Raw genomic sequence first — 13,393 nt, forward strand, 5'->3', positions numbered from 1 at the left:
CCGCATCATGAAATCCTCATCACGATGGAGTACAAGAGCCACATGGGCGTTCAACTCTACATCCTGGACCGTCGGCCGGCCTCACTGGTCATCGCCGGCACCCGCCACCAGATCGGCACCTTGCGCCGCTCGTGGAAGCTCACCGAGATCGACGCCGAACGCGCGGCGGAAATTTCCGCCGCCGAAGAGAACCTCAAGGACAGCGCCGCACCCGCAGCCGCCATGGTCGCCGATGTGGTGGACATGCACCCGCTGGAGGCTCCAGATCGGCCCGTCGCCGCCCACGTGGTCATTGGCTGGGAAGCCAACCGACACACAGTGACGGACATGGCCTGGGATTTCCTGCCGGTCCTGGGCTTCGCCGTGCGCGCGCCGAGTTCAGATGGTTTCGTGCTCCACGAGGAACGAGATGGCGGTCTCGCGCAGATGACCCTTGCGCGGGCGGTGGAGTTGTCCATCCTGGACAAGGAGGGCCGGTTGCAGCGGCACGGGCAGCCTGCCATCGCCAAATGCCTTGGTGTGAGGCCATTCATCCAGGCTCACGCCATCGCCGAATGCGAACTGGTCGACGGAAGAAGCACCGAGCTGGTCACGGAACTCAGATCCGACAACCTTCCTTCCCCGAGCTGGTACGTCGGGAAGCTTCCATCTCAAACGAAGATATTCCCCTAGCAGGCCGCTGCAAAACGCTATGAGATAGCTTTCTTTTCTCTGTTTTGAGCCTATGGTTTGGTGGTGCTGGTCAGGTTGAGGCTTGGTTTTATTCTGTTCTGCGGATCAGGCGGGCTGTTGGCTGAGTAGTTTTGGCAGTCTGATGAGGTTGTAGGCTGCGGCGAAGAAGCTGAAGATGGCGGTGGTTCTGGCGATGCCTTTGACCTTGAACCTGGTCAGTCCGGCGCTGGATTTGGCCCAGCCGAAGACCTCCTCGATGCGTTTTCGGCATCGCAGGCTGATCTCGTAGCCTGAATGGCGCGTGGTGCGGCCGTCGATGGCGCTCTTGCGCCGTGTGCCTGTTTTATAGACCGTGCCGTTGACGGCGATATGCGGTGTCACCTTGCGGGCGCGCAATTCACCGATGAAGTCCGCAACATCGTAGGCTTTATCGGCCCCCAGCGTGATGCGCCTGTTGCCGGCACGGCGGTCCAGCATGGTCAGGGCAGCCTCGCGCTCGGCGGTGCCGGTGGCGTGGGTGAGGGTACTGTCCACGACCAGGCCGTTACGGTTCTCCATCAGCACATGCCCCATATAGCACAACCTTGCTGGCTGGCCTTGGCTCTTGCGGTACAGCCTGGCATCCGGGTCAGTGGTTGAGGCATGGGTCTCGTTCGAGCGCGTCTCGCTGCGGAACAGCTGATGCTCTTCTCCGCTTCTTTCAGGCTCACTAATTTGCGGCGTCATTCTGCATAAAGTCACTGGACGCGGAATGGCTGCCTTGCCCAGCTTTTGTCGGACAGGAGCTATTCCGCTTTTGCTCCTGAACACGGTTGGCATTGCTCTCGGCGGCCAGGCGACCGCTTGCTGCTGTCGATGTAACAGTCAGAAGTCCGTGAAGGGCTTGCACTTCACCAAAATCCGCTCCAGCTCTTCACGCGAATACGCCCATATTGTCTTGTCACTTTCGTCTAAATCGAGAAGATCGAACGCAATGCCAAATTTGGGGGAAAAGATCCCATAGCCGTCATCGGTCTTCAGATCTTTGTCATTGCGACCGATTTCCTCCAGGAAAAAACTGGGGAGAGTATGAAAATAATCCATTCCGCAAACAAATACAGCCTCGGTTCGCCAGCCAAAGCCACTATCAATGAGGCTGTCATTTTTGAATCCAAAAATCGGTGTTTCAAGGCCAGGAAAATAAGCGTTAAAATATTCGGACCACCGTTCGATTTTGCTTTCGTACGGACAGAGTGCACGTTCCGCCTGTAGAGAATTCATGCCGAATTTAATGACGTGATGTCCGTCTTGATAAACTCCTTCATCTGGAGAAATTGTCCACTTCATCAGTTTTCCTTTCGGTCAGTTCAGGGGCGGTTTTGGTTGATCTGGTTTTGTAGGCACTCCACGTAACGCTGCATTTCTTTTATGGCTTCATCATATTTTTGCGGGTCACCGGATTTAGAACGCCTTTCAAAACTCTTGCGCGACGCGAAACGGCTGGTTCATAGAGGGGAATGTCCTCTGTTCTGATTCCCGAAGGCCTCTGGCCGACCTTTGAATAGCTGCTTCCGTCGCCCATGGCCAAGCCCCGCGGTGGCCGGCCCCGCATTTCCGATAGGGCCGCGCTCAGCGGCATTCTGTTTGTCTTGCGCAGCGGTATCGCGTGGGAGGATTTGCCGCCGGAGCTTGGCTGCGGCTAGGGTGTCACCTGTTGGCGGCGTCTGCGCGACTGGCAGGAGGCGGGTGTCTGGGAGCGGCTGCACCATGAGGTGCTGCGCCGTCTGCTTGGCGCGAACAGGATAGATTTCGGCCGGGTCTGCCTGGATTCATCCTCGATTCCGGCAAAAAAAGGGGCTCTGCCACGGGCCCAAATCCAACGGATCGCGGCAAGCCGGGGACGAAACGGCATCTTGTGACCGACCGGCTCGGCATTCCTCTCGCAGTGAAACTGACCGGCGCAAATGTCCACGACAGCACCATGCTCGAACCAATGCTCGATGCCATGCCCGCGATTCGCGGCAGGCCGGGCCGTCCCCTTCAACGGCCAAAGAAGCTCCACGCCGACAAAGGCTATGATTATCCACGCTGCCGAAAGGCGTGCCGCCGGCGTAGCATCTTGCCCCGCATCGCGCGAAAAGGCGTCGAGAGCAAGGAAAAGCTCGGGCGCCATCGCTGGCTTGTCGAACGGGCATTCGCCTGGCTCAATCGCTTCCGCCGGCTGACAATCCGCTACGAGCGCCGCCAAGACATCCATCTCGCCCTCACAAAATTGGCTTGCTCATTGATATGCCTGCGAGCTTTACATCAGAGGTTTTGAAAGGCGTTCTAAAATGGACAATCAAAACTGCCTGACGCCAAACTTCTTGATCATTGACTCCATCTCCATCCGTGAAAAAGCACCGATGACTTTGTCGCTTTCCTCAAGACCAATTCGATCAAACGCTATTCCATATTTGGGGGACAAAAAAGAATTTTCTATATCGATCCAAAGCTCTGAATCTTGCTTTCGAATCTCCTCTAAAAATATTTCCGGATTAGCATGGAAATAATCTAATCCACCGACGTAAACGGCTTCCGTTCTCCACCCGAAGTCCATATGAACAAGGGCATCACTCCGAAAATTCAACGTAGGATATTCGATCTCTTTGAAAGAGCAAGACAGAATTCCAGAAGGCCTTTCGGTCTTTTTCCTGAAGCTGCCGCATATCGTCTCAATGTCCGATACGCTCATTCCAAATTGGATCTTACCGGCTCCTCTATACGGATCGATTATCCACTGCATCTTCAATTCCTTCTGTTTTAAATTAAGATTTTTTCTTGTCGATTTGATTTTGCAGGCATTCTGCATAATCTTGCATTTCCTTCAACGCTTGGTCATATTTTTCGGGTTCTCCAGATTCGGCGGCAATTTTTTTGACATCCTCAATATCCATTTTGGCTGCATCCAGAAGCTTTCCTTCCCTGACCAATTGCGCCTGCTTGGCTCTATAGAGTTTCGCGTCTTCGCCCGAGCCATTGCTCATCGTATCTTTGTGGTCCTCCGGTTCCATCTGAATTGCCGGTCCATCATCCCGCGCTGGCCCACCTCCTGCCTCGTTGGCCTGAGCGGCTGGCATATGATGAGAATCCAGCCCATCACCTTTGGGCCCCTTGGTCTCCCCGTGAGCACCTCCATGGTATTTTCCTTGGCCAGTCCCCTTGCGCAAATGCGCGCAGGGGTCTTCATTGCATTCAACGCAAGGCTCCGAAGCGTCGGATGTCTTGAGCTGCTCGTCAGCCTTCTCATTGGCGTTATGAATGGCCTGGCCCAGCTTTGCCGCCCCGTAGCCAAGCGCCGTTCCAACGACCGCACCAACAACGATACCGGCCGCAATCCCAATCGGCCCACCAACTGCACCGATTTCTCCGCCCGCTTCAGCACCTGCAAACGTGCTCATCAGGAACGCCCCTCGCGCGACAGGATATAGGCCATGGCCTGCATCATTGATTTTATAGCCTCGTCCGGGCCGCCCGCGCCTTGCGCGAGTGCAGTCTGCAGTTCGGGCTTGCTGCTCAATTGCCCCTTGGTCAACAGCATCAGATAGGCGAAGCGCCCCAGCCCCGCCTCCGTTTTCAACCCCCAGGCGCGGCCCTGCGCCTCGCTCCGCGCCACGAAGCCCAGCAGCCCGGCCTCGTCCATGTCCCTGGTCTGCTCCGGTGCGGCATCGCGCAGATAGGAGGCTATGGCCCGGTGCGAGCGCGCCGTCATCGCCCCGGAGAGGGCCTGCATCTGCGCCTCGCTCAGCACCAGCCGCCCGTGCGCGGGCGCCGGCCAGTCCGCCCGGCGCTTGGCCTGCAACGCCCCTTCCGGCGCCGCGATCGCCAGCGCCGCCGCCGGGCCGAACAGCCGGGCGCGCTGTGCTGGGGTCAGCACCGGCAGGATCATCGCCAGCACGCCCGGGTCCCAATGGCGGAACATCACCGTCCGCTGCGCCGTGGCGAACGGGTCCGGCGCAGCATCTTGGGCTGGCGGCGGGGCCGGAATCTCCACCAGGTTCAGCGTGCGCAGATGCCGGTAGAAGGCGGGCTCGTCCGGTTCCTCTACCCGCCAGAACACGGCCGCACCCTCGATGCCCTCGGTGCGCAGCAGGTTGCGCAGCCGCCGCTCGTTCAGCAGCGCTAGGTGCGGGCCGGCGCGCACGACCCCGGCATTGCCGCGATATTCTAGGAACAGCGCGCGCGCTGCCACGTCCACCTGCCGCAGCAGGGCGGGGAGGTCATCGTACTTCGCGCCATCCAGCACGGCGAAGACTGGGCGCGGCCATTCCACCAGAATGTCGGCAAGACCGGCCGCCATGCTACCCCATGCTCATGAAGGGCGCGCCCGCCGCCGCGGCCTGGCGCGGGCAGGGCGGGGCAGCCGGCCCGGCGCCCACCGCCCCGGCATTGCCGCCGCCACCGCTGCCGCCGCTCTCGCCGATCAGCACCGTGAAGCAGCCCAGCGCGATGACGCCGCCATGTGACATCTGGTCGCCCATCCGCGCCGCCGGCATGCCGCCGATCAGCACTGTGGAGGAGCCCATCGCCACCGTATCCGGCGGGCCGACGCACACCGCCATGTCGGAGACGCGCGCTGCGGGAAGGCCCCCGACCAGCACGGTCGGGCAGCCGGGACCGGAGACGGGCCCGCCGACATGCGGCACGGGGCCGTTGCTGGCCGGGCAGGTGTGCATGTCCGTCAATCGCGCCGCTGGCTTCCCGGCCATTCATTCGCCCCTCGATAGAACCAAGCGCAACCTAGGCGGGCTGTTGGCGCGCGTAAATAACGCCATTCATTACGAGGTGATCATTTGTCGGCCACTTGCGGCACCCGGACTTCCGGCGCGTCCGCGACGAGGTGCGACGCCTGGCCAAAATTCCAACCTGCATCGGTTGGGGGCCACCAAGACCATCGCCAAGTTGGCGAATAGGCTGGCCAAGGAGCGGCCTTCAATGGAGGGGGGCTTTGAGCTTCGCAGTGCTGGGGGATGTCTTTTATGCCGATACCCCAATCGAAACAGTTTGGGGCATCGGCGGTTAGTCTGCGCTGAAGCTGAAGTGGCTTGGTGTCGCTACCATCGCGGATTTTGTCGCTCTCGACGCCCAGAAGGTGAGGGACGCCCTGACTCAGCTAAAACAGCTTGCTGGCGTGACGTCTTACGGTCTGAGTGAAAATGTTGGTTAAGGGCTTTAGTTCCGGCATAAGGTATGGTTTGCGGCGTTGGCGCGTGGGCCACCATGGCGACGACGCCTTGATCATGGGGGGGCGGCAAGATGCGGAGTGCTTCTCTAGCGGATAACAAAATCCTGCCAATGATCGGTGCGAAGTTCCATCTCATGAAAGCTGCGCCGTCTGTCGGCGGCGCGGCCGATAAGGTCGCGCGCGGCAATCCCCTTCGCGTCCAGATAGGCATCGAGTTGCTCCAACGCCTGCGTGAGCACCCCGGCCCGCGCAGCATCACGGATGAGGCCATGCCAACGGCGCTGGCGCCGGCCAGCATCACCCGAGCCGCGTCCCGTCCGTCGCGTACGCCGTTGATCCCGATTAACGGCGCTTCGACCCCGAGGTGCTGGCGGGTGAGTGCCAGCCATTGGCAAGTCAGAGGCAAGTTCCAGTAGCCGCCAACGCCCAGTGAAGTCCCGAGCAGCGGTGCCATGCTGTCCAGGTCCGGGATCAGCCCGAGAAGCCGCCCGGCCATAACCACGGATTGCGCGCCGGCGTCAAATGCGGCTTCGGCGAGGGCGGGTACCCGTTCGCTCTGCCCAGTTAGCTTGATCCATAGGGGAAGACTGACCGTCTCGCGCATCGCCCTCACGATCTCGCCGACGCGCGCCGGGTCAAGCTCCGTTGCCACCGCCTGCTGCGCCGCTTGGCTGCCATAGGGCGTGCCGATATTGAATTCCAGCACCCTTAGCCCCGCCTGCTCTATCTGCCGGGCCATGGCCAGCGCCGGTTCCAGTTGGCTCAGCACAAGGCTTGGCACCAGAAGCGCACTGCGTGCACGGGCCTCACGGTCCAGATGTACCACCTCGTCTAGCCATTCGGCAAAGCCAAGCGGGCTCAAGCCTGAGCGCGTCGCCAGTGTCACCTCCGGCGGCGCGCTCGCGTCCCATTTCACCGGATTCCAGCCGCTATCAATCGCCAAATATTCAGCGCGCTGCAACTGATCCTTCGCCGCAGATGATTCATTGGTGGATTTGACGACGACTGCCCCGGCGCCGGCGGCAAGCGCGGCCCGCACGCCATCGGCCTCGATCATATGTTCCGCTGCAGCCGCGATGATCGGGTTTTTCAGCTCCAGCGCGCCAATCGTCACCGCTAGTCGGTCGGCCCTATGCAGCATCAATTTCTCCTTCCCGTACCGGCAACGGCCGGTGCACGCATTGTGGTTTGACGAAGAGGCTATTATGTTCTTATAGTCAGATCAAATATATTTTTTGTTCTTGTGTGCAAAACACTCAACGCCTGATGTGAACGGGCTTGACGCGGGGTGATGCAATGGCCGGCGCAGTGCCAATGTCGGGTGACTCGGGCAGCGATGTTTGCGGATTGAGAAAAGGGAAGAAAAAATGCCCAGGATCCTGCTGCCGCTGATAGCCGGGCAGGCGCTGACGTCCGGCTCGCCGGGCAATAATCCCCGCATCCCGGACGTGCAGGAGATTGAGTCCCTCTATCAGGAGGCCGGGGCCTGACCGCCCTGGCCGATTAAATCTAAGCTCAAGCAAGGAGGCCAGGAATGTCGGATGTCGAGGTCATGCCGGATGTTGCTCTGCAGATCGAGGGGCGGCTCGGGATCATCACCCTCAACCGCCCGAAAGCGCTCAACGCCCTCACCGTCGAGATGGCCGAATTCCTGGGCGCCACTCTGGCGGACTGGGCGGTCAACCCAGCGGTGCAGGCGGTGCTTATCCGTGGCGCCGGGGAGCGCGCCTTCTGCGCCGGCGGCGATGTCCGGGCCCTGGGCACCATCGCGGCGCCGGAGGGGCGGCGTGCTGCGGCCCGGCGCTTCTTCCAGGCGGAATACGGGCTCAACTACCGGATCAACCAGTTTCCCAAACCCTATGTCGCGCTGATCAACGGCGTGGCCATGGGCGGGGGCATGGGCCTGTCCATCCATGGCTCGCATCGAGTGGTTAGCGAGACGCTGCGCATGGCCATGCCGGAGACGGTGCTCGGGCTGTTCCCGGATGTCGGCGCCACCTGGTTCCTCAGTAACACCCTCGGGGCGCTGGGGCGTTATCTGGCGCTGGTTGGCCCGCATCTAGATGCTGCCGACGCGCTCGCTGTGGGCCTTGCCACACACCACGTCCCAGCCGCTGATTTTCCGGCCCTCACCGCCGCCCTTGCCGCCGCGCCACAACTCGACAAGGCCGCCGTGGACGATATCATCGCCGCCCACGCCAGGCCCGCCGAAGGCGGCACGCTGGCTGCGCATTCGGAAATCGATTCAGTGTTTGGCAAGGATGATCTGAATGCTGTCCTCGCCAGCCTCGATGCCAAGGCGCCCACTTCCGCCTGGGCCGAGCAGGCACAGGCAACCTTGCGCCGCGCCGCGCCAACCAGCCTGCTTGTCACTTGGCGGAGGATGTTGGACGGGCCGGGCCAGTCAATCGGTCGGGTACTGGAAGACGATTATCGTCTGGGCGTACGCATGGCCGGCGCGCATGATTTCGCCGAGGGCGTGCGCGCCATCCTGGTCGACAAGGACCAGCAGCCGCGCTGGCAGCCGGCAGACCTCGGCGACGTCACCGCCGCGCAGATCGACGCGCTGTTCGCCCCGATGGCAGATGGGTTGCGCCTGACCTGAACCGGCGCTAGGTGCTGGATGGGCCGCGCAGCCCGTCCAAGAAGGCCCGGCAGGCAGGCGGGATCGGCGCCGGGCGCCGGGTGACCGCATCCACATACACATGCACGAACTGCCCGTTCGCCGCACAGTCCGCAGAGCCGGCAGCAAACACGCCGATCTCGTAGCGAATGCTTGTGGTGCCCAGATGCGCCACTCGCACACCGACCTCGATAAGCTCGGGAAAGGACAGCGACCGACGGTAGGTGCATTGTGTTTCCACCACTAGGGCGATCACCGGGCCTTCCTTTGGATCGAGCAGCTCGGCCTCGAGCATCAGGCCATTCACCGCCGTATCAAAGAACGAGTAATATACGACATTGTTAATATGTCCGTATACGTCGTTATCCATCCAGCGTGAGCTGATGCTGACGAACCGGGTAAAATGCTGCCTTTGCGGGGCAGGGGCGCCACGGGCTGAATCGGCTTCCATCTCTTCTCCTTCGCGCGATCGTGCCGGGGCTAGCCCTGCGAGCGCCAGTCCCGCGTTGCCTCCAGTTTCCGCGCGGCGGGCGGTGCGGTATCCTGTATCGCATTCATTGCGGCACAGACCTGGCCGCGCCACTGTCGTAGATATTCTGCGCGGACCGCCGCCTCTACCCGTGGAGCGGCATAGGAGACAAACGGCGCATGGGTGTGAAACCCCATATAGCCGAGGACTAGCAGTTTGCTGAAAAACTCCTGGCGGCCGGGATTATGATGTGATTCACTTTGGCTGGCAGGTTTTGTGAGGCGTGGGGTGCGGGGTTCTTTTCGAGATCAGGGCGGGATGTTTTCGTATGTTTCACCAGAAACACGGGTTCCGGCGACCCATCCGTTGCGAGCGATCCGTGCTTTGGTGCGGGATGTTCTGCATGAGATGAGCCGCAGCTTTGCCTGGCTGTATTCCAGGGAAGGCCGGCCCTCGGTGCCGCCTGAACAATTGCTGAGCGCGCTGCTGATCCAGGTGCTGTACGGGATTCGCTCGGAACGGCAGTTGATGGAGCAACTGGATTATAATCTCCTGTACCGCTGGTTTGTGGGCTTATCCCCGGATGATCCGGTCTGGAACCCGACCACGTTTAGCAAGAACCGCGAGCGCCTGCAGAACGGCGATATATTCCAGAAATTCATGAGCCGGCTGCTGAACCACCCGCGGGTGACGCCGCTACTATCGGATGAGCATTTCTCGGTGGACGGCACGCTGATCGAGGCGTGGGCGTCGCAGAAGAGCTTCCGGCCGAAGGATGGCAGCGACGATGATGGTTCGGATTTCCACGGTCAGAAGCGTAAGAACGATACCCATGCCAGCACCACCGACCCGGAAAGCCGGCTGTACCGCAAGGCCGCTGGGCGGGAGGCAAAGCTTTCGTATATGGGGCACGCGCTGATGGACAACCGGCACGGCTTGGCGGTGGGTGGCCGAGTGACCCAGGCCACAGGCACGGCTGAGCGTGAAGCCTCGGAAGCGATGTTGAAAGCCAAAGCCAAGTCGGCCGCCGGGCGGATCACCGTAGGCGAAGACAAGGCTTACGATACCGCCGATCATGTCGCCAATCTGCGCGACGCCGGCGTGACACCGCATGTCACACAAAACAACGGTGAGACCAAAACCGGCAGGCACCGCCGCAGCGCGATTGACGGACGCACCACGCGCCATCCCGGTTATGCGATGTCGCAGACCCGCCGGGCGATGATCGAGTGCATATTCGGCTGGGGCAAGCAGCACGGCACGATGCGCAAGACCAAGCTGCGCGGCGTTGCGCGGGTCGCCGGCACCTTCATGCTCAACCTGATCGCCTATAATCTGGTACGCATTCCAAAAATGGTGGCAATATAAGGGACGAGTCTGTCCGCTGGACGAAAAAAGTCCAGAAACCGGCAAGAAACTTCAATCACTTGAACCAAAATCCAGGCCCCAAAGCTAAATCAGAAAAAATAAAACCAAGTTTCGGGGTTTTTCAGCAAACTGCTAGATGCTGGATCGGCCGCAGTACCAGATCGATCTCGCCGTAACCACCGGCGGCGGAGAAGCGCGCGGCGGTGCCGCCGGTGGTCACGCCCAGCAGCGCATGCTTGCCCTTGAACAGCCCTGACTCGAACCGCGCCCCATCGACATAGGCAAATCCGTAGGCAAGGACACGGTCGATCCAACCTTTCAGGATCGCCGGTACCCCGCCCCACCATAGCGGAAATTGCAGGATCAGCAGATCCGCCTGCAACAACCGCTCCTGCTCGCGCCGCAGATCCGCGGCAAACCCACCGCCTCGTGCCGCATGCAACTGCTCGGCTTGGTAATGGAAAATGCCAGGATCGGCGATGTTTTGGAAATCTCTCCGTCCGGCGACAGGGTTGAAGCGTTGCGTATAGAGATCCGAAACCTCGACGCTGTGGCCCGCCGCCTGTAAAGCGGCAACGGCCTCTATGGTGAGCGCGGCGTTGAAGGATTGCGGCTCCGGGTGGGCATGAACAATCAAGGCACGCATGTCGGTGGTCCTTTACCTGCTCAAGGGCGCGGTGCCGGCAGGCCCAGCATGTGGTCGAGTGAGACCACTAGGAAGGCGCTGACGACAAACCCATTCCGTGGCGCGATCCGCGTCTTCGGGATATAGTACGTGTCCTGGTTTACCACGTACTGCGCTGTTGGCTCGAACATGATCCCTGGTGCGACCTGCAGCGTATAGCTGGCCTCGAAGGCATATTCATTGCGCGGCTGCGGGCTGGCATTGCCGCCAGCGAGAATGCGGGCTTCGGTCTCCGAGTGCGCATAATCCGCGCCGAGCTGCAGATAATGAATCCGCATGCCGAAATGATCGAGCGGCCGGCCGGGAATCACCCCGGTGAAGATCCCGCCCAACCAGGCTTCCACATCAAAATTCTGCCCGCCATTCATCGGCGCGAACAATCCCCAGGTGATAGCAAAATTCTTCGGCTGAGCGCCGAAAGCAGGCAATTTCTTCCCCACCCACACCACCTGTCGCCCTTCGGCGAACACGCCGACCGGATCCGGTTCGGCGTCCTTGGCGTCCTTGGTATAAACCTGCACCAGCCGGCCGTTAGCTGAGAGATACGGGTTGGTGTGCGGTGTTGTATCGCCCCACAGCCCGAACTCGTAATGCGCGGGCAGAGCGGCGGTGGCGAAAGTCGTGGTGTATCCGGCTTCACCGACGCCCAGCGTGCCGGTGTCATGATTGGTGCTGAAATGCAGCCCGTTGGTGTTGAGGTTGTATGTATTATCCTCGAACCCGCCGGCCTGCACATACCAGGCGGGCGTCACCTGAAACCGCGCCAGGCCGCCCCAAGTGGCATAACGCAACGGCATCAGCGGCGTGTCGCCGGCGATCAGCGCTGGTTCGCAATCGAACGGATTGTCGCAATTCTGCGTCCAGAAATAGCGCAGTACATTGGTCCGTCCGGCCTCGGCACTGAACCGGCCAATCTTCTGCTCATAGGTCAGCATGTTGAGCACGATGGGTTCATGATATTTCAGGTAATTGATCGTGCCCAATATGCCGCCATCATTGGTCAGCATATGGGAGTTGCTGCGTAGACCATAGATCGTCGTCGCCTCGTGGATCGTGCCGCCCTTCAGCCCGATCATCTTGCCAAGATCGAAATCCGCATTGATCCCGAACAGCCCGAGATTCCCGGTCTGGTTCTCGATGATACCGCTGCCGGGATTGGCGATGAAATCATCGACAAAGGTAAGGTTGATGCGGATGCCATGCTGGTCGAGCGTCTTAGCCGCCTGTTTGAGCGGCGGAATGTCGATCAAGGTAGGCTGCGGTGGGGGAGGGGGCGGTGTGGTCGCCAGGCTCTCACTGAACGGCACGGTGCTGGCCAGCGCGTGCGCGGCGGGCAAGGCACAAAAAAGGACTGACATCCTCACGAAGCGAAAGGACATTGTTGCTCCCAGTTGTTATTTTTATCGTGTTGATTGTTTGACTTGGACGTCTGGCTGGCCGCTTCAGCCGGGAAGCGGATACTCCTCCGCATTCAGTACCCATCCGGGCTGCTTGGAGAAATCCATGCGTGGTCCGCAGAAAATATCAACCAGCTGGTTGATGCCGGCCCCCCGCGCCTCGGTGGTATGAATGGCCGGCGCCGGGATCACGGCGAGGGAGGGCGTCGCGCAGACCTCGTGCTCATCACCCCGCCACTGCGTCATGTCCGTGGTCCATGGCCAGCGAAGGTGATGGGTGAAGGTCCCGGCCAGCGCCAGCGAGCCCTGCTCGAAATCGTCGTGGTGATGCGGCGACATTTTCTGCGGATCGCGCGGCCCGTCATTCGGGTCAAGAAAATTTACCATGAAGGTCGTGCAGCGAAAAATCCGGCCGAAGCGCCCTGGAGTCGGCGGAACATCCAGACTGTAGGCGCGGATCTTAAAACCGCTCGGCGGCGCCGGCCAGGGGACCAGCGGCGCCACTCGTGGATTGGGAGGATCGTAATGCGTGTTGTTGGCGCATTTTTCCAGTAGCTCCTTGGCCCTGGTAGTGAACAGCCGGACGATGCGCCCCGGCGTGCGCATCACGATCTCGCTTTCCCCCGGTGGCACGATGATCAAGGAGAACCCATTCACCGGCACACGCTCATCCCGGGTGACGATCTCCGCCCGGCTCTCGGCATCTGGCAGCAGCACGATATACTCATCCGCCTGCTTGGTCCGCTTCAACAGCGCGCCGGTCTCGGCCCCAGCGCCCAACTCGGCATAGGCAAGAATGAAATTCTGCCCGCGCGCAAACCATTGCTTGAAACTCGGCGTCTGCTCAACTGCCGGCTGCTCGTAGAACTTGACGTAGCTGGCTGAAGAAAAGCTGCCGGGCTTGATCGCTGGCACTGTCGCTTGTGCCATGCCGGATCTCGGATCGCTGTTATCGTACATTTTCCCTCCAAGTTAT

General features: G+C 60.7%; 14 protein-coding genes and 2 pseudogenes. 5 read left to right on the top strand and 11 right to left on the bottom strand.

Annotated elements, in window-relative coordinates; all coding sequences use genetic code 11:
- Positions 1-24: 24 nt before the first annotated feature.
- Positions 25-672, top strand: a complete 648-nt coding sequence (locus GT370_RS18285) for a hypothetical protein (protein ID WP_008495754.1) — start codon at positions 25-27, stop codon at positions 670-672.
- Positions 673-777: 105 nt separating this feature from the next.
- Here GT370_RS18285 and GT370_RS18290 read toward each other — a convergent pair.
- Both GT370_RS18290 and GT370_RS18295 read right to left on the bottom strand, forming a co-directional pair.
- Positions 778-1,377: pseudogene (locus GT370_RS18290) on the bottom strand (transposase); the annotation flags it as partial.
- A 159-nt stretch (positions 1,378-1,536) separates the two neighbouring features.
- Positions 1,537-1,998 (bottom strand): hypothetical protein, encoded by a 462-nt coding sequence (locus GT370_RS18295; protein WP_270183509.1) that lies wholly within the window; start codon positions 1,996-1,998, stop codon positions 1,537-1,539.
- A 233-nt stretch (positions 1,999-2,231) separates the two neighbouring features.
- Between GT370_RS18295 and GT370_RS18300 the strand changes: the two are divergent.
- Positions 2,232-2,971: pseudogene (locus GT370_RS18300) on the top strand (IS5 family transposase).
- A gap of 21 nt (positions 2,972-2,992) precedes the next feature.
- On the opposite strand, the gene GT370_RS18305 reads toward GT370_RS18300, so the two are convergent.
- From GT370_RS18305 to GT370_RS18325, 5 genes are all read right to left on the bottom strand, one after another.
- Positions 2,993-3,436 (bottom strand): hypothetical protein, encoded by a 444-nt coding sequence (locus GT370_RS18305; protein WP_008495829.1) that lies wholly within the window; start codon positions 3,434-3,436, stop codon positions 2,993-2,995.
- Positions 3,437-3,458: 22 nt separating this feature from the next.
- Entirely contained in the window at positions 3,459-4,091 is a 633-nt protein-coding gene (locus GT370_RS18310; protein WP_270183510.1) for a hypothetical protein, read from the bottom strand.
- Positions 4,091-4,990 (bottom strand): DUF4123 domain-containing protein, encoded by a 900-nt coding sequence (locus tag GT370_RS18315; protein WP_270183511.1) that lies wholly within the window; start codon positions 4,988-4,990, stop codon positions 4,091-4,093. The genes GT370_RS18310 and GT370_RS18315 overlap by 1 nt, the downstream gene beginning before the upstream one ends.
- 1 nt (position 4,991) lies before the next feature.
- Positions 4,992-5,399, bottom strand: a complete 408-nt coding sequence (locus GT370_RS18320; RefSeq protein ID WP_081822299.1) for a PAAR domain-containing protein — start codon at positions 5,397-5,399, stop codon at positions 4,992-4,994.
- 345 nt (positions 5,400-5,744) lie between these two features.
- Positions 5,745-7,016: a dihydroorotate dehydrogenase gene (locus GT370_RS18325; protein ID WP_270183512.1), complete on the bottom strand. Its 1,272-nt coding sequence runs from the start codon at positions 7,014-7,016 to the stop codon at positions 5,745-5,747.
- Positions 7,017-7,242: 226 nt separating this feature from the next.
- Here GT370_RS18325 and GT370_RS18330 point away from each other — a divergent pair, with 226 nt between their 5' ends.
- Positions 7,243-7,365 carry an iron-containing alcohol dehydrogenase gene (locus tag GT370_RS18330; protein WP_008495758.1) on the top strand — a complete coding sequence of 41 codons (123 nt, stop codon included), beginning with the start codon at positions 7,243-7,245 and terminating at the stop codon, positions 7,363-7,365.
- Positions 7,366-7,409: 44 nt separating this feature from the next.
- The gene (locus GT370_RS18335) at positions 7,410-8,480 is read left to right on the top strand and encodes an enoyl-CoA hydratase/isomerase family protein (protein WP_008495759.1); all 1,071 of its coding nucleotides are present in this window, start codon (positions 7,410-7,412) and stop codon (positions 8,478-8,480) included.
- A 7-nt stretch (positions 8,481-8,487) separates the two neighbouring features.
- On the opposite strand, the gene GT370_RS18340 is transcribed toward GT370_RS18335, so the two are convergent.
- Complete coding sequence (locus GT370_RS18340; RefSeq protein WP_008495760.1) at positions 8,488-8,949, bottom strand: acyl-CoA thioesterase; 462 nt, start codon at positions 8,947-8,949, stop codon at positions 8,488-8,490.
- A 306-nt stretch (positions 8,950-9,255) separates the two neighbouring features.
- Between GT370_RS18340 and GT370_RS18345 the strand changes: the two genes are divergently transcribed.
- Positions 9,256-10,335, top strand: coding sequence for an IS5 family transposase (locus GT370_RS18345; RefSeq protein ID WP_083878918.1), 1,080 nt, complete (start codon positions 9,256-9,258; stop codon positions 10,333-10,335).
- 121 nt (positions 10,336-10,456) lie between these two features.
- Here the strand turns inward: GT370_RS18345 and GT370_RS18350 are convergent, their stop codons facing one another.
- The 3 genes from GT370_RS18350 to GT370_RS18360 form a co-directional block, all read right to left on the bottom strand.
- On the bottom strand, positions 10,457-10,981 hold the full coding sequence (locus tag GT370_RS18350) for an NAD(P)H-dependent oxidoreductase (RefSeq protein WP_270183513.1): 525 nt from the start codon (positions 10,979-10,981) through the stop codon (positions 10,457-10,459).
- A gap of 20 nt (positions 10,982-11,001) precedes the next feature.
- Positions 11,002-12,357, bottom strand: coding sequence for a carbohydrate porin (locus tag GT370_RS18355; protein WP_008495762.1), 1,356 nt, complete (start codon positions 12,355-12,357; stop codon positions 11,002-11,004).
- Positions 12,358-12,462: 105 nt separating this feature from the next.
- Positions 12,463-13,377 (bottom strand): hypothetical protein, encoded by a 915-nt coding sequence (locus GT370_RS18360; RefSeq protein ID WP_008495763.1) that lies wholly within the window; start codon positions 13,375-13,377, stop codon positions 12,463-12,465.
- Positions 13,378-13,393 lie beyond the last annotated feature (16 nt).

Origin of the sequence: Acidocella sp. MX-AZ03 (assembly GCF_027626035.1) — a bacterium.
Taxonomy (GTDB): domain Bacteria; phylum Pseudomonadota; class Alphaproteobacteria; order Acetobacterales; family Acetobacteraceae; genus Acidocella; species Acidocella facilis.